Here is a 17543-nt window from a genome sequence, read left to right as displayed (position 1 = left end):
CAAACTCGCCCGGTTGTGTGGACATGTCACTCGTACCGCCGGTGAAGGCCCCCATGACGCCCGCAGTTGCGTGGTCCGCCCTGAACGCCGCACTGGAGGACAACGCGCCGCCGTGCGACGGTCGCGCGCTGTTCACCGCTGACCGGCTGTCCGAAGAAGAGCGCGCACTGTGCGCATCCATCTGTGCGAGCTGCCCCGTACTGGACCTGTGCAATGCCTACGCGGTCGCATCCGGGCCGACGTTCGGCTTCTGGGCCGGGCACGCCTACTCCCTGGGAGGGAAGCAGTGACCCCAAGGGCAGCCCCATCAACCACCGCGCCGGGCGGTCCCCGGCAACCAATGGAAGGAACCACACCATGAGCAAGTACACCGCAAGCGGCGTCGAGAAGAGCATCCAGTCGTCGATCGCTGGCTTCAAGGCACGCGCAACCGTCACCAAGGAGGCCCACCGATCGGAGCGGCAGAGCATCCTAAACGATGTCATGACGTCCGATCTCGCCAAGCAGGAGCACCTGGAGGCTCTGGACAAGCAAACCAGGGGCAAGCTCGACGCGATCAGGGGTGAGCAGGAGGCCTACGTGTCCGGCCTGCGCACCAGCGTCGAGCGCGAGCTGCTCGGCCACCAGCCCACCGACGCCAACAGCGTGCTGCTGCGCCGTGACGCCGCCGACCGTGCTCGGCGCATCGACGACGAGGCCGAGGCGCTGGCCGTACTCGGTGACGCCGTCCGCAGCGGTGACGACAGCCTGGCGCACGCGGTCGGCTACCGTGCGCGTCAGTCGGGCTGGGTCGACGCCCTCGACGCCTACCGGCTGGCGCAGCCGCAGTCCGCGGACGCCGCTGCCGCGCTGGCCGTGGTCGAGGGCCTGGAGCGCGACACCGGCTACAACCTGGCGAACCAGATCACCTACTCGGCACCCTTCTCGGAGAGCGTCGGCGCTGCCTGAGCACCGCCCCGCCGTCGGAGGCCCCTGGCGCTGCTGGGGGCCTCTGGCGTGCGTGTGTGCAGGCTGGCCCCGTTAGGACGCCCTCGGACGTCTGAGCGCGCCTGAGCATGACTTGCGACCGGGCCACGCCCGCCCCGCGCTCCGGACCGTCAGCACCACGCGCCAGCACGCCGCGATCCATCATCACACTGTTTCATCACAGTGTTTGCCAGAAGGGGACCCTTGAGGCATAGTTGCTCGTGTTCGAACAAACGTTCGAATGCATGAGGAGGCAGCCCATGAGCACTATTACCGAAGCCGAAGCCGAAGCCCAGCGCCGGATCGACTGGCTGGCTCAGGCCAGCGCCGAGGACCTACTGAAGCAGTACCGTTCCTCGATCACCCGCATGGAGGCAGCAGTCCCGCTGTCGGATGACTACTTCGAGCACGCAGCCAACGTCACGCTCACGGAGCGCGCCATGCTCAAGCGGATGGGCGCCTGAGCCGTGGCGACCCCGAGCATCTACGAGGTACGCAAGTTCCTGGTCGAGGACAACGGCTGGACCGAGGTCGAGTTCACCGATCTGGCTGAGGCGCACGACCGCTGGATCAACGACGATGGCACCACCACCGCAACCTACGACGAGTGGGAGTACGCCGCTGCCACCTTCACTACTGCCGGAGCGCAACTGTGAGCACCGAGGCTGCCGTGGTGGACGCACGCTTCGCGGGCGGGGCGATCAGCGTCGAGCGCGACACCGAGTATCTGGACGACGGGCACCCTGTCGTCATGCTCTCGCTCCCTGGCCACACGGTCGCGCTGTTCCCGCACGAGGCCAGCGCGCTCGCGGCTACACTCGCCGCGACAGCCACCGGCGCGACACGGGCGCAGAGCCGATGAACCTCGGCGGCTACTGGGCCATGTACGACGTCACGCTTGCCCGCGTGCGCCAGGAGAAGCCCGACACCTTCGCTGCCCTCAAAGCCATCCTGGACGGCTTCCAGCCGCCAAGCGCTGCGGACGCGTTGTTCCCAGGCGGCGCGGACGATGATCTCGCCGACGCCCTGCACGACGCGGGCTGGCACATCCACTTCACCGAGGGCACCTACGTCTACACGGCCACGCATCCGGGCACTGGGGCGAAGCTTCAGCACGTCGAGGGCGACCTGTACGACCGGACGAAGAGGTCCAGCCGATGACGACCATGATCGGCTACCTGCGCGTGTCCACGGAGGAGCAGGCCAACAGCGGCCTCGGCCTGGAGGCTCAGCGCGACACCATCCAGCGCTACGCCGACGCGCACGGCTGGGAGGTGACCTGGTACGTGGACGAGGGGCTCAGCGCCAAGTCGCTCGACCGCCCGCAGTTGCAGGCCGCGCTCGCCCGGCTGCACGTCATCCCGAAGCGCCGCGACGTTGACGGCATCGTGGTGGCCAAACTCGACCGCCTGAGCCGCAGCGTGCACGACTTCTCGGGCATCCTGAAGTTGGCCGCTGCGCGCAAGTGGTCGGTCGTGGCTATCGACCTCGGCGTGGACACCAGCACGCCCACCGGCAAGCTCGTCGCCAACGTCATGATGTCGGTGGCCGAGTGGGAGCGAGAGGTAATAGGCGAGCGCACGTCTGCCGCCATGCAAGCGGCCAAGCGCCAAGGCAGGCACATGGGCCGGGTGTCCACGCTCCCCCAGCGCACCGGCGACCGCCTGCTGGCCCTGCGCGCCACGTACACCCTGACCGCCACGGCTGCCGCGCTCAACGCCGAGGGCCTCACCACGGCGACCGGCGCACCTTGGACGGTCAACACCGTGGCAAAGGTGCAGCGGCGATTGCTCGCCGTCTGAGCGGGCCACGACTGCCGCGCGGCCTCGATGTCAGACCCCGCCTCTACGATCAGCATCATGACGAACGAGACGAAGGCCGCTCTGCAGCAAGCCACCGAAGCCATGTCCGCCGCGCGCGCTAAGGCCGACAGCGCGATTCAAGCCTGCCTGGCACAGATCGCGACCGACCTGCCTGCAAGGGCCGCTGATGCCGCGAAGCGTGTCGCCGTCGATCAGCCTGAAGTGACCAAAGCACTCGGCAAGGAGGGCGTCACCGAGATGCGCTCGGCACTTGGATCCGCCGCCGAGGAACTCGGTCGAGAGTTCGTTGCAGCGACCGACGACATCGACTGGGCAACCATTGCCTACTCCAAGGTCGATAACCGGCATGTCCACAACGCGCTCTTCAAGCGCTTCTATCGCCGCACTGGAGCGCTCAGCCAAGTGCTCAGTGCCAGTGGCTACGACCTCGAAGACCGTGACCCGTTCATCCCCCAGGCGCTGTACGACGAGGCCAAGTTCACCCAGCTCAGCGAGGCATTGACCGCGCTCAACGTTGCGTCGGCCAACGTCGAGAGGGCCCGCAAGGAAGACAACGACGCAGCGGTGGACGACCTTTGGGGCGACTGACGCTTCCAGCCCTGCCGCCCGACCGCGCGCTCGACCGCACTGCGAGGATGGGCACTGTGGACACCGACCAACCCGACGAGGGCTACCGCACCTGCACGACGTGCGGCGGCGACTGCGAGCCGGAGCCGGTGGCTGAGGACGGTCAAGGCGTGCGCATCGCTTTCAGTTGCCCGGAGCACGGCGTGCAGGCGATCGTGGATCCGTTCGACGGGCTGCGCTAGCGCCACCTGTTGACCGTCGTCGCTACGGGGCGAGCAGGTCGCTCATGCGCCCCATCAGCGCGAGGAGTTCCTCAGCCGTTTGAGGGGCCATCTTCTTGGTGTGGGCCCTCAACTGCCGCTGGAGGTACTCAGCCACTTCGTCGGGGGTTGCGGTGTCGCTGTGGCGTCGCAGGAAGGTAATCCAACTGCCAACCGTGATGCCGAGCACCTCGTGCTCCTTCGAGCGGGCGAGGAACTCGTCCATCAAGGGGTGCGCTCGGGGCAGACGCCCGAAGTTGTTACCGCCGTCCTGACGAGGCTTCGCCACCACCAGGTCAGCCTTCGTCGGGTAGGGCGCAGCGCTCTCGGGGTAGTCAATGCCGACGTCCGTGGTCGACGCGCGCACGTTGCGGACGTGCTGCCAGTGGTAGTCGCGGAACTCAGCCGCGTAGCGTGCAGACTTCACCCACGGCTCGATCACCTGAGGGATGCCCGCCACGGCGTCGGACAGGTGCCAGGGCACTACGCAAACCAGGTCATGCGGCGCGCATGCCTCGGGCGTGACCTGGAACCGTAGCGACGGCTCCCCTTCCTTCGAGAGCAACCACCAGCCCTTGAGTTCGATGCCTAGAGCGATGTCGTTCGCGCCCTGATCGCGGCGCACGAGGCGCACGTCGGGGAAAGCTTGCGACGAGCGCTCGAAACGGTACCCGAGCCACTCCTCCTCCGGGTCCCACATCGACCGCAGCTTGTTCAGCGTCCGGACGACCTCCACCTCGATGCCAGCCCCGAGCAACGTATTGAGGTTGAACAGGTCGGTAGCGGCGACTCCGCTGATGGGGTTGCCGAACTCGAACTCGCCAGGCAGCGCGAGGAGGGCCGCGCGCACTCTCGTCTGAAGCGCGGTACGCGGGTCGTCCGGATCGAGCTCTGGCTCGCTGGGCGCGTCGGGGGCATCAGCGTCCACAACCTGGCCGGGGTCGATGGCTTCAGCGGCATCTTCGTCGGTGGGCACAGCGGGACCGACCTCGAACTCATCACTCATGCTGATGCCGCCCCGAAGTAGGTCACCTGCGCGTCGACGAGACGGCCCGCTGCGATGTCTTGGAAGGTCGGATTCAACTCGGCGACGTAAGCGCGCCGCCCGAGTTCGACAGCCGCCACCGACGCCGATGCGAGACCACCGAACGGCTCCCACACCACGTCGCCCGGATCGGTGACCGCCTGCACCTGGCGGCGCATGAACTCCAGCGGCTTCTGGTTCAGGTGGGCGGCAGACTGGACCGAGGGGTTGTGTACGCGCGGCGCGGAACGCTCCAGCGTCCCCTTGAAGCGCTCGGAGTCGTGCAGGGCAGGCCGCTGCCACACGTTGGTCAGACCGTGGACGTGGTTCCACTTGTAGCGGAGGGTGTCCCACTCCTCAGCCGTCACAGAGTGCTCGCCGTCGAGGGAGAAGAACGGACGTTCGTGGGCCACACCGTGCTCGTTCGCATAGGCCGCGAGGCGTGCGACCATCTCGCCGGGGGGCCAATACCAGAGCCAGTCTGCCGTCAGGTACTTGCGCGTCGCAGCGTTCTTGACTCCGCACGCCTCGTTCGACTTGTAGAGGGGCAGGCCGCTGCGCTGCCACTCATAGCGGAGCCAGGGCTTCACGTCGAGAGGGCCGTCGGGGGTGTCGATGATGAAGCGTCGCTGGTAGAGCACGGACACTTCGCTCACGACGGGGAACCGCCGGATCGTGCGACCGTTGACGTTACCGGCGATGTGCGAGACGCCCTTGTCCCAGGTGATCGTCTGCACGTACTCCCAACCGTGCTCGACTAGCAGCGGGTGCACCGTCGCCCAGCCAACCTCGGTGTTCCAGAACCAGAGCGTTGATCCGGGCTTCGCCGCGCGATCCCAGGCCGTCACGTGGGGGCGGTACCAGTCCACCAGCCCGTCAGCGCCTGTCGTGTCCCCGTGGAACCCGCGCACGCCGTATGCGCCATCACTGATGATCGTGTCGGGTGCTTCCCAGTCCTTGTAGGCACGGAGCACGTTCCCCCGGTGCAGCGTGTACGGCGGGCGGATCGGGGTGACTGGCATGCTCACAGACTAGAGGGGGCCGCAGACCTCGCGCGGGAAGGCCCAAGGGGTGTCCCTCAGCCCGAAGGGCGAGTAGTACCTTTATCCATTTGTGTTGGGCACGAGCATCGAGATCTCCTTACGGCCCGCCGCCTCGAGCAGGTCACGCTTCGCGGCCTCCCGGGCGTCGAGCGCCTGAGCCTGCAGCGTCTGCGCCAACGGCGTGCCCCGCTCCAGCGCACCGCGCATCTGGTCGACGCTGCGCGTGACGCCGGCATGGCCCAGCTCGTCGGCGAGCGTCCCGAGCGCCCGCGAGAGGCTCGTGCCCGCAGCGGCATCCGCGACCACGGCCGCGAGCTCCCGCCCGAGCGCGCTGTGGCCGGCCGCGCCGACACGCCGCAGGGCGTCCTGCAGCCCCTCGCCCGCCGCGAGGCTGAGCGACAGGAACTCGAGGATGGACGGCAGCTCGCTCGAGATCCGCGCCAGTCGGCGCTTCGCGCGCCGCTGCAGCAGCCAGTCGATCGCGAACGCACCGATGGCGGCGCCCAATGCCGCGAGGGCAGCGGGCAGCACGACCGGGCCCTGCTGCATCGCGCCAGCAACGCCGAGCGTCGCCCCGAGCGCGCCGCCCACGACGCTCCATCGCAGCTGGCGCCCGCGGAAGTCACTGAGGGTCTCGGCGGCCGACGCCTGCCGCAGGCGACGCTGGATGCTCTCGGGTGCGCCGAGGATGCCGTGGATCGCCGGCGCCGCGCGGTCGCCGACCGGCGACACCATGACACCGAGCACGCGCGCCGGATTCACTCGGCGACGGGCGACCAGGTCGCGGGCGCCGGCGGAGACGTCGAGCACGTAGGGTGCGACGCGGTGCAGCAGCAGCGGCCGCCGGAACACCGGTACGAGACTGACGAGCAGCCACAGCCCGAACCCGAGGCTTGCCCCCAGGATCAGGCTCCACCCGATCTCGGCGCTCATGCGAAGGACCGCGCCTCGGTCGGCAGCGCCCCGATGCGGAGCATCACGCGATAGGCGATGAAGGTCACGATCGCGCCCGCGGCGATGAGCGCGAAACCGCCGCCCGAGTTGTACGCCTGCGCGGCCTCCGGTCGAGTGGAGAGGATCAGCAGCACGATCCACGGCGCGGCGACCCCCAGCCGGGCTGCGCTGACCACCCAGCTCTGTCGTGCCTCGAGCTCGCCCCGGGTGGCGAGATCCGCCCGCAGGTAGGCGGCGAGCTCCCGCAGCACCGTGGTGACCTCGGTGCCGCCGACCTCTCGTGCCATGCGGAGCGTCTCGATGATGCGGTCGCCGACCGGGTCAGCCAGTCGATCCTTCAGCCGGTCGAGCGCGTAGCCGAAGGAGCCTGTCGCGCGCAGGTCTGCGGCGTAGCCGGCGAACGCCGGCCGAGTGACCGCGGGGCCGGCGTGCTCGAGCTGCGACACCGCATCGGGCAGCGCGAGGCCGCTGCGCACCGCGGAGACGAGGTGGTCGACGACGTCGGGCCACACCGCGGCCTGCGCGCGGCGACGCCGCTTCGCGCGCCAGCGGACGGCAAGCGTGGGCGACGCGCCGGCGGCCACGAGCGCGGCGCCCGCGACCGCGATGACCGGTGTCAGCGCGAGCGCGACCCCGGCGGCCAGCACCCCTGCCAGGAGGGACACGGCCAGCAGCGCCAGGGGTGGGATGCCGTCGAGTCCCGCCTGGGTCAGGCGATCGAGCAGCGCAGCCCGCGGGCGCGGATCGCCGGCAGCCTCGACCCGGGGCCAGAGCCAGGGACTGATCGCCAGCACGAGCCCCAGCCCCAGCAGCGCACCCAGCAGCCAGCTCATGCGCTGCCGCCCTGCAGGAGTGCGGTCGGGTCGATGCCTGCGGCTGCGAACTTGGTGACGCGGGCCGGGTGCGACCCGGTCGGCTCGAGCAGCCCGTCGCGCATTCCGAACAGCGTCGAGGCCTCGATGATGCCCGCCGTCGACTGCCCGGTCGGCGCCAGGATCTCGATCACCTGCCGGTTGCCGCGAGCGTCGATCGCAAGGTGCACCACGAGATCGATGCACTGCGCGACGGTCGGCACGACGAAGCCGGCGTCGATGTTGCGGCCCGCGAGCAGCGGCAGCGTCGTGAGCTTCGCGAGCGCATCGCGTGCGGAGTTGGCGTGGATCGAGCACATGCCGCTCACCCCGCAGTTGAGCGCCACGAGCAGGTCGAGTGCCTCCGCTTCGCGCACCTCCCCCACGACGAGCCGGTCGGGCCGCATCCGCAGCGACTCCTTCACGAGTCGGCGCAGCGTGATCTCGCCCGTGCCCTCCAGCGACGGCTGCCTGCACTGCAGGCCCACCAGGTCGTCGACGGGCGGGTCGAGCTCGAAGGTCTCCTCCACCGTCACCACCCGCTCGCCTGGCCTGACGCCGGCGAGCAGCGCGTTCAGCAGCGTGGTCTTGCCTGCGTGCGTGGGACCGGAGACGAGGATGTTGCACCCGGCGACGACCGCCTGTGCCAGGAACGTCGCCGCCTGCTGGCTGAGCGCGCCGCGCTCCACGAGTGCCGCAAGCGAGGAGAGGCGACGCGCGAACTTGCGAATGTTGAGGCTCATCGCACCCCGAGCGACGTCGCCGCTGGCCACGTGCAAGCGCGAGCCGTCCGGCAGCGATGCATCGACGAACGGCGTGCTCAGGTCGACCCGGCGGCCGGTGGTCGAGAGCATCCGCTCGACCAGGTCGCGCACCTCGGTCTCAGTGAGGCGCAGCGGCAGCTGCTCGCTGACGCCGCTGCGAGCGCAGAAGACGCGCGAGCCCTGGTTGATCCAGAGCTCCTCGATCTCGGGATCGTCGAGGTACGGCTGCAACGGCCCGTAGCCCGACACCGCCGCCAGCACATCGCGCTCCGCCTGCCGCTCATCGGCGAGCATCGGCTGCGTGCCGCCCAGTGAGCGTTCCGCGTAGGCGCGCACGGCGTCGCGCACGTAGCGCTCGGCAAGATCCCCGGAACCCGTCAGGTCGATGCCGTCGCGCCGCACCGTCGCCCGCACGTTCGCGGTGATCTCGGCGACGGCTTGACGCATGCGAGCCAGTGAAGCCGAACGGCACCGCCCGCCGCGGAAGTTGTCCACAGCACCGAACGACAGCTGGCAGCGCACGGTCCACTCGGAACCCACCCGGGCATCCGCCGACCCGCGCCTACGATGAGCGCATGTTCGAGCTCTGGATCGCCAGCACGTCAGCCGAGCCGGCCGGAACCGACCTGTGGGGCGTCGCGATCCCCGCGTGGGTCGGCGCGATCGGCTCGATCCTCGCGAGCGCAGTGGCCGCGTGGGCGCTGATCGGCGAGCGCAAGACCTACAAGGGCCTGCGGCAGACGGTCGCCCCCGAGCAGGAGGGCGTCCCCGCGCCGCCGATCGCACCCGAGCGAGCCACCGCGGCCTCGGCCGAGCCGGGCCCGGACGAGGAGACCCGCCGTCGCCTCTCGCAGCTGGACGGCTGGGGTGACGCGGGACGTGCCGCACCGCCCGTGGAGCCGAGCATGCGCCGCTCGGCCCTGCAGATCCGACGGAACGACCGGCGCCACTTCGAGCTCGTGAACGTGCTCGACGTCTCGATCGCCGTCCTCGAGATCCGCCAGGCGGACGCCGGTGAGGACGTCCGCCTGCCCCGAACCCTCCCGGCGGTGCTGGAACCCGGCGAAGGCCTGCCCCTCGTGGTCAAGCGCACGCTCACGAGCCCGGCCGTCATCGGCCTCGACGTCACCTACGGCACCAACGACTGGTCCAGGCGTCGACGCCTCTTCCTCGACTGATCAGGCGCTGGCGGAGTCGCGCTCCGGCAGCACCCAGCCGGGCCGCACGAAGTGGCAGGTGTAGCCGTTGGGGTTCTCCGCCAGGTAGTCCTGATGCTCGGGCTCGGCCTCCCAGAACGGACCGGCGGGCTCGATCGTGGTCACGACCTTGCCCGGCCAGAGCCCCGACGCGTCGACGTCGGCGATGGTGTCGCGGGCGACCCGCTCCTGCTCGGGCGTGAGCGGGAAGATCGCCGAGCGGTAGCTCGTGCCGATGTCGTTGCCCTGCCGATTGCGCGTGGACGGGTCGTGCACCTGGAAGAAGAACGCGAGGATGTCGCGATAGGTCGTCTGCGTGGGATCGAAGACGATCTCGACGGCCTCGGCGTGACCGGGGTGGTTGCGGTAGGTGGCGTGGTCGTTGTCGCCGCCGGTGTAGCCGGCGCGGGTGCTCAGCACGCCCGGCTGCCGACGGATGAGATCGTCGAGTCCCCAGAAGCATCCGCCCGCCAGCACGGCCGTCTCGGTGCCGGGGTCGCTGGTGATCGTGCCGGGGTCGTTGATGCCACTGGCCATGGTGGGTGCTCCTCACTCTGCTGACGGCGCGCGGTGCGACGTCTCATGATGCAACGCTGGCGGGCTCCATTCTGGTCCCGATCGGCGGAGATTCGCTGAGCGTTCAGTCCGGTCGTTCGGCCCAGCGCAGCACGCGCAGCGCCCGCAGCGTGATCCAGCGGTTCGGCTCGCCGACCGCGCCGTAGTCGTTGACGGCGTCGCCGCCGTGCTTGACGTCTAGCGGCCAGCGGCCATCCTCGTCACGCTTGGCGTGCACCAGCTCGAGCGCCTCGCCCATCCGCTCATCCGGCTCCGCGCCCACGGAGCGGAAGTGCTCGAGCGCCCGCAGCGCGTCGTACTCGTGCCGCAGCGGGAACGCGAACTGGGTTTACGTCGGCTTCGGGATCTCACCCGTCGTCCTTCGACGCAGCAGACCGCGCTGCAGCAGGTACGCCTCGCCGCTCGCCCGCGCCTCGCGCACCGCTGCCATCGACACCGACCGTGCGTCGGCCACCTGCTCGAAGGCCGCGAGCGCCTCCAGCACCGCGATGGTGGTGTCGAACGACGAGCGCACACTCCCGCGCTCCTGGTCGCAGTTCCAGCCGCCGTCGGCCATCCGCTCCCCCAGCAGCCGCTCGACGATGCGCGCGTCAACGCGATCGAAGTACATCGCGTTCGTCACGAGCGCGGCGTTGATGCACGGCTCCACCTCGCCCTCGAAGAACGGCTCGTCGTCGTACTCCCAGCGGGTCACGCGCGCCACGTCGTCGATCGCGCGCTGCACCGCGGCATCGGCCGGGTCGGCCCCGAGCAGACGGAGCTCGGTGAGCACGTGTGCCGTGGACGTCCAGGGCTGGCCCGGCAGCGTCGGCTTCGACGCGGGAAAGTTCGCGCCGCCAGCCCACTGGCCATCGGCGCCGCGCGCCGCCAGCAGCGCCGCGCCCCAGCCCTCGGCCGCGACCCGCGCTCGCTCGCGCGCCACCGCTTCCGGCGCCTCGTCGAGCAGGTCGGCCATCACCTGCCAGCGGATCGCCGGATCGCCCTGCAGCAGCCAGTCGATCGTGCTCATGCGCTCACCCAAGCACCTGCCGCCCGCTCGCGCGAGCGGCGAATCCGTCAGCGGTACTCGGGGTTCTGGAACCCGAAGCGCTCGCCGTCCTTCCACGCGCGCCGGTCGTTGCCCTCGGTGGGGATGCCGCCGCGCAGCATGCGCGCCAGGTGCAGCAGGTTCCACGCCATGATCGTGACGTTGCGCTTGGTGAAGTCGTTGTCGGCGCCCGCGCGCGAGCCGTCGTCGAGCTCGTCGCCGTAGCTGGGGCCGGGGCCCGCCTCACCCACCCAGCCGGCGTCGGCCTGCGGCGGGATCGTCATCCCCAGGTGCTGCATGGCGTAGATCACCCGCGATGCGCACGCCTTCATGCCGTCCTCGTTGCCGCCGACGAGGCATCCGCCGACCTTGCCGTAGAAGATCGACTGCCCGGCGTCGTTCAGCAGCCCCGACTCGGCATAGAGCCGCTCGATCACGCGCGTCGCGATGCTCGACGGCTGCCCCAGCCAGATCGGCGTCGCGAGCACGACGATGTCGGCGCGCTGCACCAGCTCCCACAGCGCCGGCCAGGCATCCTCGGCCGCGCCCTGCTCGGTCATGTCGGGCTGCACGCCGGGCGCGATGGCGTGATCGACCGCGCGCACGACGTCGACCTCCACGCCCTGCTTGCGCAGGATGTTCGCGCTCGCCTCGATGAGCAGCTCGGTGTGGCTCTCACCCGGCGACGGCGTGAGCGTGGTGTTGAAGTAGAGGGCGCGAATGGGTTCGGTCATGTCGCTAACGGTGCCACGGACCGGCTGGACGCGCCATGATCAGCGGTCGCGCGCCTCGATGAGTGCTGCGAGCCTGGCGGCGAACTCGGCCGGCGCATCTTCGCCCCTGGGCAGGAACCCGGCGCCCGTCTTCGCACCCAGGTCGCCGCGCTCCACACGCTCCCGCAGCATCGAGGGCGCGGCGGATGCGTCGCCGAGCGTCGGGAAGATGCCATCCGTCACGCTCGTCCACACGTCGAGGCCGCCGAGATCCATGATCTCGAATGGCCCGGCGAGCGCCCATCGCGGCCCCAGCCCGGCGGTCACGGTCGCGTCGACCTGCTCGGCGGTGGCGATGCCCAGCTCGACCAGGTGCATCGCCTCGCGGTAGAGCGCCGCCTGCAGTCGGTTGGCGATGAAGCCCTCCACCTGCTGCGCGAGCGGCACGGCGGTCTTGCCAGCGTGCTCGAGCAGCGCCACCATCCGATCCACGGTCGTCTGCGGCGTCGCCGGACCCGGCACGACCTCCACGAGCGGCACGGTGTCGGCGGGGTTGAAGAAGTGGGCGATCACGAGCCGCGCCGGATCCCGCATGCCCGCCGCGAGCGCGTCCGGCGCGATCGACGAGGTGTTCGAGGCGATCACGGCCCGGGCGTTGGCCGCCTCCACCTGGGCGATGAGCGCTCGCTTCAGCTCCAGCCGCTCGGGCGCCGCCTCGAGCACGATCGTCGCGCCGTCGACGGCCTGCTCGACCGTGTCGAAGGCGGATGCGCCCGCCGACTCCGCGGCGCTCGCCGCAGCCTCAGGCCGCGGGTCGAAGATGCGCACCTCGTGGCCGGCGCGGGCGAGCACGCGCGCGATGCCGGCCCCCATGATGCCGGCGCCGAGGACGGCGATGGTCTCGGTCACGTCTGGGGCTCCCGTTCGTCGATGCGCGCGCCCAGTCCGATGTCGGCGAACAGCCGGTCGGGCATGAGCGACAGCAGCGGCGCGACGAGCCGGTATCGCCAGTCGCTCACGACGATGCCACGGCGCGTGCGCAGCCCACGCAGGCCGTCGCGCACGACGCTGCGGGCATCCGCCCAGCCGGCGCGCGGCACTGCGTCGGGCGAGATGCCCATCCGCTCGTGGAACTCGGTGACCACGAAGCCGGGCAGCAGGGCGGTGACGGTCACGCCGTCGCGGCGGTAGCGCGCGTGCAGCGCCCGCGAGAGCGTGATCACCTGAGATTTCGCGGCCGCATAGGTGCCGCTCGGCAGGCGCCCGGCGAGGCTCGCGACGTTGAGGATGCCGCCCCGGCCGCGCGCACGCATGCCGGGCAGCGCCGCATGCGCGAGCCGCAGCGGCACCCACGAGAGCAATGCGTGCATGCGTCGCTCATCATCGATCGCGGATGCGTGGAACGGCTCAGCGACCGCGAACCCGGCGTTGTTCACGAGCACGTCGACGGCGCGGGTGTCGGCGGCGAGGCGCGCGGCCACGCGCTCGAGGCCGTCCTCCGTGAGCAGATCGGCCACCAGCACCTCGGTCTCGACGGGCAGCTCCGCCGCCAGCGCATGCAGCCGATCCTCATCCCTGGCGACGAGCACGAGCGAGAAGCCGTCTGCGGCCAGCTGCCGGGCGAACTCGGCGCCGAGTCCAGCCGAGGCACCGGTCACGAGCGCGCGCATCTCCATGAGCCAACACTGGCAGAACGTGGATGTCGGCGTGCGTTGCCGCCGGTAGCATCAGAGGACCCACGCGGGAGTGGTGGAATTGGCAGACACGCAAGGTTTAGGTCCTTGTGCCCTCGTGGCGTAGGGGTTCAAGTCCCCTCTCCCGCACTCGACGCACGACGCGAAGGAGCACGAGCGTGCATCCGCTGCCATCAGAGTTCCTCATCGACATCGAGGGCCTCATCACCGGTGCGGGCGTCTGGGCGCTCGTCGTGGTCTGCGCGATCGTGTTCGTGGAGACGGGACTGCTCGTCGGCTTCCTGCTGCCGGGCGACACGCTGCTCGTGATCGCGGGCATCCTGTCGTTCACGGGCGACATCGACCAGCCCATCTGGCTCGTGATGCTCTGCATCGCCGCGTGCGCGATTGCCGGCGATCAGCTCGGTTACTACATCGGCAAGAAGGCCGGGCCACCGATCTTCCAGCGGAAGTCCTCCGGTCTGTTCTCGCACAAGACGATCGACCGCACGAACCGCTTCTTCCTGCGGTACGGCGCCGCGGCGGTCATCATCGCCCGGTTCATCGGCATCGTGCGCACCTTCATGCCCGTCGCTGCGGGCGTCGGCAAGATGCCGTGGCCGCTGTTCTTCCGCCTCGACATCATCGGCGGCCTGCTGTGGGGCGCCGGCCTGCCGCTCTTGGGCTGGGGCGTCGCGCACATCCCGGGCGTCGCGGATGTCGTCACCCAGTACATCGATCTCGTGCTCATCGGCGTCGTGCTGATCGCCATCTCGTTCATCGTGTGGCACGCGATCCAGTCGCGCCGGGAGGTGGAGCGGGAGATCCGCGAGGGCACCGCGACGAACGAGGTGGAGACGCTCGACCTCTCCGGCACGAACGATCAGGGCATCGACCGCTGACGCGCCCGCGGCATCCGCCTGCGCCGCGCCGCGCCGCGCCCGCCCATCCGGCCCCGCGCCCGCGCGCCCGCGTGCACCCGCCGGGCAGAATTGTCGCTATCGGCTGGGAACGAGGCTGCTAGCGAGCAGTTGGCGACATTTCTGCGGCGAGCAAGGCTGCGTCGCGCGGCGGCGCAGCGCGGCGCTGCCGCACAGCAGCGCGACGGCGGAGCAGCGCGGCTACGCGGCGCGGCTACGCGGCTACGCGGCGAGCCAGACCGCCCGCGCGACATCCGGCCCCAGGTCGACCGTGCCCGTCGCGGTGCGCACCTGGATCGATCCCGAGTAGGGCTTCTGCCCCAGCACGGTGAGCTCCGCATCCAGCGCCACCCCGGCTTCGGCGAGGAACCGCAGCATGGCCGGATCATCGTCGGCGATGCGCACCACCGCGCCCTCGTGGCCGACCGCGGCCTCGGCGAGCAGCACCGCCGCGGGTCGCACGGTGGTGCCGTCGGCTGCCGGGATCGGGTCGCCGTGCGGATCCCGCACCGGATCACCGAGCGAGCGAGCGATGGAGTCGAGCAGCCGATCGCTGAGCGCGTGCTCGAGGATCTCCGCCTCGTCGTGCACCTCGTCCCAGTCGTAGCCGTGGCGCTCGACGAGCCAGGTCTCGACCACGCGGTGCCGCCGCACCTGCCGGACGGCGAGCTGCAGACCAGCGTGCGTCAGCTCGATCGCGCCGTAGGGGCGGTGGTGCACGAGACCGGCGGCCGCCAGCTTCTTCACCATCTCGGTGACGGTCGAGTTGGCGAGCCCGAGCCGCGCCGCGAGCTGCGACGGCGTGACCGGATCCGCCTGCCACTCGGTGTGATGGTAGATCGCCTTGACGTAGTCCTCAGCAGCTGTCGACTGCATGCCGCCTCGCTCTCGTCGCTCGCGCCTCGGCACCCCGAGGGGGTCCGACCTGCAACGCTAGCCCGCTTCCTGACCGAGGATGCGCTCGGCGAGCGCCGTGAAGGCGAGCCGACGGTGGCTCCTGGCGTCCTTCTCCTCGGCGCTCAGCTCGGCAGCCGCGCGGCCGCCGCCGTCGTGCGGCACGAAGATCGGGTCGTACCCGAAGCCGTCGTCACCGCGCGGCGCATCGGCCACCTCGCCGCGCCACTCGCCGCGCGCCACGAGCTCGCCGTCGGCATCCACCCACGCCGCGGCGCAGACGAACCGCGCAGCCCGGTCGGTGCGGTCTCCGAGCCGCTCGAGCAGCAGCGCGACGTTGTCGCGGTCGTCGCGCGTGCCGGCATAGCGCGCCGAGTGGATCCCGGGAGCACCATCCAGCGCCACGACCTCGATGCCGGAGTCGTCCGCCAGCGCCGGCAGGCCGGTGCGCTCGTGCGCCGCGCGCGCCTTGATGAGCGCGTTCGCCTCGAACGTGTCGCCATCCTCGACCGGCTCCGGCCCGTCGTCGGGCAGCAGCTCGACGCCCGGCAGCAGGGGCGCGAGGATGCGGCCGAGCTCCTCGACCTTGTGCGGGTTGCGGGTGGCGACCACCACCTGCAGCCCGCCGCCGACCAGGTCGAGCCCGGTCGAGCCGGTGACGCTCACGCGCCCGCTCCCAGCGCCTCGCGCTGGATCTCGGTGAGCCGCGCCGTCCCCGCGAGCGCGAGGTCGAGCAGCTGGTCGAGCTCCGAGCGGTCGAAGGGCGCGCCCTCCGCGGTGCCCTGCACCTCGATGAGCAGGCCGCGGCCGGTCGCCACGACGTTCATGTCGGTCTCGGCGCGCACATCCTCGGTGTAGGCGAGGTCGAGCATCGGCGTGCCGTCGACGATGCCGACCGAGATCGCCGCGACCGAGTCGATGAGCGGCTTCGCGCTCTTCGGCACCCGGCCCTCGCCCTGCGCCCACGTGATCGCGTCGGCGAGCGCGACGTAGGCGCCCGTGATCGCGGCCGTGCGGGTGCCGCCGTCCGCCTGCAGCACGTCGCAGTCGACCGCGATCGAGAGCTCGCCGAGCGCCCGCATGTCGACGCCCGCGCGCAGGGAGCGACCGATCAGGCGCGAGATCTCGTGCGTGCGCCCGCCGACCTTGCCGCGCACGCTCTCGCGATCCATCCGCTCGTTCGTCGAGCGCGGCAGCATCGAGTACTCCGCCGTCACCCAGCCCTTGCCCTTGCCCGCCATCCAGCGCGGCACGGTCGGCATGACGGATGCCGTGCACAGCACGCGCGTGCGGCCGAAGGAGATGAGTGCGCTGCCCTCTGCCTGCTCGCTCCAGCCGCGCTCGATCGTCACCTCGCGCAGCTCGTCGAGGCGCCTGCCGTCCTTGCGTGCCTTGTCGTTCGTCGCCATCGCGACCTCCTTCAGTCGGTGCGACCGGGCAACTGGATGACCCCGGTCTGGTGGAACTCCACGTGCGTCACCTCTGGCCCCAGGAAGCGCCGCGCGAGCCGCAGGAACGGCTCCTGCGCCTCGGTGGTCGCCTCGAAGGCGTAGACCGGCGTCGAGGTCGGCGGTGCCAGCATCTGCCGGTCGCTGAGGATGCGGTAGACGTCGGCGGCGGTCTCCTCGGCACTCGAGACGAGCCGCACGTCGGGGCCGGCGACGTAGCCGATGGCGCCCGCCAGCAGCGGGTAGTGGGTGCAGCCGAGCACGAGCGTGTCGAGATCCTCGGCGAGCAGCGGTGCGAGGTACTCGTGCGCGGCCTCGAGCACCTCGTCGCCGGTCGTCACCCCCGACTCGACGAACTCGACGAAGCGCGGCGCCGCGGCGGCGGCGATGTGGGGCACGCCCGCGTCGCCGAACGCGCGCTGGTACGCACCGGATGCGATCGTGCCCGACGTCGCGATCACGCCGATGCGCCCGGAGCGGCTCTGCGCGACCGCTGCGCGCACCGCCGGCTCGATGACGGCGACCACCGGGATGCCCATGCCCCGCTCGTAGCGCTCGACCGCGAGGTCGTGCACGGCGGCGGTCGCGGTGTTGCACGCGATCACGAGCATCTTCACACCCTGCGCCACGAGCGTGTCGAGCACGTTGAGCGCGAGGTGGCGCACCTCATCCTGCTCGCGCGGACCATACGGGCCGTTGGCGGTGTCACCGATGTAGGTGATGGACTCGGCCGGCAGCTGGTCGATGATGGCGCGGGCCACGGTGAGCCCGCCGACGCCACTGTCGAAGACTCCGATCGGGCGCTGCACGACGGCAAGCCTAGTCTGGCCAGCGTTGCGCCAGC

The 17543-nt window shown here is 70.6% G+C and carries 26 protein-coding genes and 1 tRNA gene; 12 read left to right on the top strand and 15 right to left on the bottom strand.

The genetic code is table 11. From position 1 onward, the window contains the following. Positions 1–53 precede the first annotated feature (53 nt). From ABG090_RS04560 to ABG090_RS04520, 9 genes are all read left to right on the top strand, one after another. Complete coding sequence (locus ABG090_RS04560; protein ID WP_347756815.1) at positions 54–290, top strand: WhiB family transcriptional regulator; 237 nt, start codon at positions 54–56, stop codon at positions 288–290. Positions 291–357: 67 nt separating this feature from the next. Then, positions 358–948 carry a hypothetical protein gene (locus tag ABG090_RS04555; RefSeq protein WP_347756813.1) on the top strand — a complete coding sequence of 197 codons (591 nt, stop codon included), beginning with the start codon at positions 358–360 and terminating at the stop codon, positions 946–948. Positions 949–1226: 278 nt separating this feature from the next. Beyond that, a complete protein-coding gene (locus tag ABG090_RS04550; RefSeq protein ID WP_347756811.1) occupies positions 1227–1430 on the top strand; it encodes a hypothetical protein in 204 nt (67 codons plus the stop codon). Between the two features lie 3 nt (positions 1431–1433). Further along, complete coding sequence (locus tag ABG090_RS04545; RefSeq protein WP_347756809.1) at positions 1434–1622, top strand: hypothetical protein; 189 nt, start codon at positions 1434–1436, stop codon at positions 1620–1622. Positions 1623–1639: 17 nt separating this feature from the next. Beyond that, on the top strand, positions 1640–1828 hold the full coding sequence (locus tag ABG090_RS04540; RefSeq protein ID WP_347756807.1) for a hypothetical protein: 189 nt from the start codon (positions 1640–1642) through the stop codon (positions 1826–1828). Then, positions 1825–2127: a hypothetical protein gene (locus tag ABG090_RS04535; RefSeq protein WP_347756805.1), complete on the top strand. Its 303-nt coding sequence runs from the start codon at positions 1825–1827 to the stop codon at positions 2125–2127. The genes ABG090_RS04540 and ABG090_RS04535 overlap by 4 nt, the downstream gene beginning before the upstream one ends. Continuing rightward, positions 2124–2768 (top strand): recombinase family protein, encoded by a 645-nt coding sequence (locus tag ABG090_RS04530; RefSeq protein WP_347756803.1) that lies wholly within the window; start codon positions 2124–2126, stop codon positions 2766–2768. Before ABG090_RS04535 ends, ABG090_RS04530 begins: the two co-directional genes overlap by 4 nt. Positions 2769–2825: 57 nt before the next feature. Then, positions 2826–3377: a hypothetical protein gene (locus ABG090_RS04525; protein ID WP_347756801.1), complete on the top strand. Its 552-nt coding sequence runs from the start codon at positions 2826–2828 to the stop codon at positions 3375–3377. 56 nt (positions 3378–3433) lie between these two features. Beyond that, the gene (locus ABG090_RS04520; RefSeq protein ID WP_347756799.1) at positions 3434–3598 is read left to right on the top strand and encodes a hypothetical protein; all 165 of its coding nucleotides are present in this window, start codon (positions 3434–3436) and stop codon (positions 3596–3598) included. A 22-nt stretch (positions 3599–3620) separates the two neighbouring features. Here ABG090_RS04520 and ABG090_RS04515 read toward each other — a convergent pair whose 3' ends face one another. The 5 genes from ABG090_RS04515 to ABG090_RS04495 all read right to left on the bottom strand — a co-directional run bounded on the left by ABG090_RS04515 (position 3621) and on the right by ABG090_RS04495 (position 8699). After that, positions 3621–4622: a hypothetical protein gene (locus tag ABG090_RS04515; protein ID WP_347756797.1), complete on the bottom strand. Its 1002-nt coding sequence runs from the start codon at positions 4620–4622 to the stop codon at positions 3621–3623. Continuing rightward, positions 4619–5662, bottom strand: a complete 1044-nt coding sequence (locus ABG090_RS04510; RefSeq protein WP_347756795.1) for a DNA methyltransferase — start codon at positions 5660–5662, stop codon at positions 4619–4621. Before ABG090_RS04510 ends, ABG090_RS04515 begins: the two co-directional genes overlap by 4 nt. An 81-nt stretch (positions 5663–5743) precedes the next feature. Next, positions 5744–6616, bottom strand: coding sequence for a type II secretion system F family protein (locus tag ABG090_RS04505; RefSeq protein WP_347756793.1), 873 nt, complete (start codon positions 6614–6616; stop codon positions 5744–5746). Then, the gene (locus ABG090_RS04500) at positions 6613–7470 is read right to left on the bottom strand and encodes a type II secretion system F family protein (RefSeq protein WP_347756791.1); all 858 of its coding nucleotides are present in this window, start codon (positions 7468–7470) and stop codon (positions 6613–6615) included. Before ABG090_RS04500 ends, ABG090_RS04505 begins: the two co-directional genes overlap by 4 nt. Continuing rightward, the gene (locus tag ABG090_RS04495; RefSeq protein ID WP_347756789.1) at positions 7467–8699 is read right to left on the bottom strand and encodes an ATPase, T2SS/T4P/T4SS family; all 1233 of its coding nucleotides are present in this window, start codon (positions 8697–8699) and stop codon (positions 7467–7469) included. Before ABG090_RS04495 ends, ABG090_RS04500 begins: the two co-directional genes overlap by 4 nt. 128 nt (positions 8700–8827) lie before the next feature. Between ABG090_RS04495 and ABG090_RS04490 the strand changes: the two genes are divergently transcribed. Then, entirely contained in the window at positions 8828–9430 is a 603-nt protein-coding gene (locus ABG090_RS04490; protein ID WP_347756788.1) for a hypothetical protein, read from the top strand. Here ABG090_RS04490 and msrA read toward each other — a convergent pair whose 3' ends face one another. From msrA to ABG090_RS04460, 6 genes are all read right to left on the bottom strand, one after another. Continuing rightward, positions 9431–9985 (bottom strand): peptide-methionine (S)-S-oxide reductase MsrA, encoded by a 555-nt coding sequence (msrA, locus tag ABG090_RS04485; protein WP_347756786.1) that lies wholly within the window; start codon positions 9983–9985, stop codon positions 9431–9433. Positions 9986–10088: 103 nt separating this feature from the next. Then, on the bottom strand, positions 10089–10262 hold the full coding sequence (locus ABG090_RS04480; RefSeq protein ID WP_347756784.1) for a hypothetical protein: 174 nt from the start codon (positions 10260–10262) through the stop codon (positions 10089–10091). A gap of 90 nt (positions 10263–10352) precedes the next feature. Further along, positions 10353–11033, bottom strand: a complete 681-nt coding sequence (locus tag ABG090_RS04475) for a hypothetical protein (protein ID WP_347756782.1) — start codon at positions 11031–11033, stop codon at positions 10353–10355. 47 nt (positions 11034–11080) lie between these two features. Next, positions 11081–11785: a flavodoxin family protein gene (locus ABG090_RS04470; RefSeq protein WP_347756780.1), complete on the bottom strand. Its 705-nt coding sequence runs from the start codon at positions 11783–11785 to the stop codon at positions 11081–11083. 39 nt (positions 11786–11824) lie between these two features. Beyond that, entirely contained in the window at positions 11825–12673 is an 849-nt protein-coding gene (locus tag ABG090_RS04465) for a 3-hydroxyacyl-CoA dehydrogenase family protein (protein WP_347756778.1), read from the bottom strand. Then, positions 12670–13440, bottom strand: a complete 771-nt coding sequence (locus tag ABG090_RS04460; RefSeq protein ID WP_347756776.1) for an SDR family NAD(P)-dependent oxidoreductase — start codon at positions 13438–13440, stop codon at positions 12670–12672. The genes ABG090_RS04465 and ABG090_RS04460 overlap by 4 nt, the downstream gene beginning before the upstream one ends. A 64-nt stretch (positions 13441–13504) precedes the next feature. Here ABG090_RS04460 and ABG090_RS04455 point away from each other — a divergent pair. Further along, positions 13505–13587, top strand: a tRNA-Leu gene (locus ABG090_RS04455). A 29-nt stretch (positions 13588–13616) separates the two neighbouring features. Then, positions 13617–14339, top strand: coding sequence for a DedA family protein (locus ABG090_RS04450; RefSeq protein ID WP_347756774.1), 723 nt, complete (start codon positions 13617–13619; stop codon positions 14337–14339). A gap of 240 nt (positions 14340–14579) precedes the next feature. Here the strand turns inward: ABG090_RS04450 and ABG090_RS04445 are convergent, their stop codons facing one another. From ABG090_RS04445 to murI, 4 genes are read right to left on the bottom strand one after another with little or no spacing between them, the layout of a single operon-like run. Then, the gene (locus tag ABG090_RS04445) at positions 14580–15233 is read right to left on the bottom strand and encodes a metal-dependent transcriptional regulator (RefSeq protein ID WP_347756772.1); all 654 of its coding nucleotides are present in this window, start codon (positions 15231–15233) and stop codon (positions 14580–14582) included. Between the two features lie 57 nt (positions 15234–15290). After that, complete coding sequence (gene rdgB / locus ABG090_RS04440; RefSeq protein ID WP_347756770.1) at positions 15291–15917, bottom strand: RdgB/HAM1 family non-canonical purine NTP pyrophosphatase; 627 nt, start codon at positions 15915–15917, stop codon at positions 15291–15293. Further along, a complete protein-coding gene (gene rph / locus ABG090_RS04435) occupies positions 15914–16660 on the bottom strand; it encodes a ribonuclease PH (RefSeq protein ID WP_347756768.1) in 747 nt (248 codons plus the stop codon). Before rph ends, rdgB begins: the two co-directional genes overlap by 4 nt. 11 nt (positions 16661–16671) lie before the next feature. After that, the gene (gene murI, locus ABG090_RS04430; protein WP_347756766.1) at positions 16672–17508 is read right to left on the bottom strand and encodes a glutamate racemase; all 837 of its coding nucleotides are present in this window, start codon (positions 17506–17508) and stop codon (positions 16672–16674) included. Positions 17509–17543: the final 35 nt, after the last annotated feature.

The organism is Agrococcus sp. ProA11 (assembly GCF_039880525.1).
In the GTDB taxonomy this organism is placed as follows: Bacteria; Actinomycetota; Actinomycetes; order Actinomycetales; family Microbacteriaceae; genus Agrococcus; species Agrococcus chionoecetis.
This window is presented reverse-complemented; position numbering and strand designations above follow the sequence as displayed.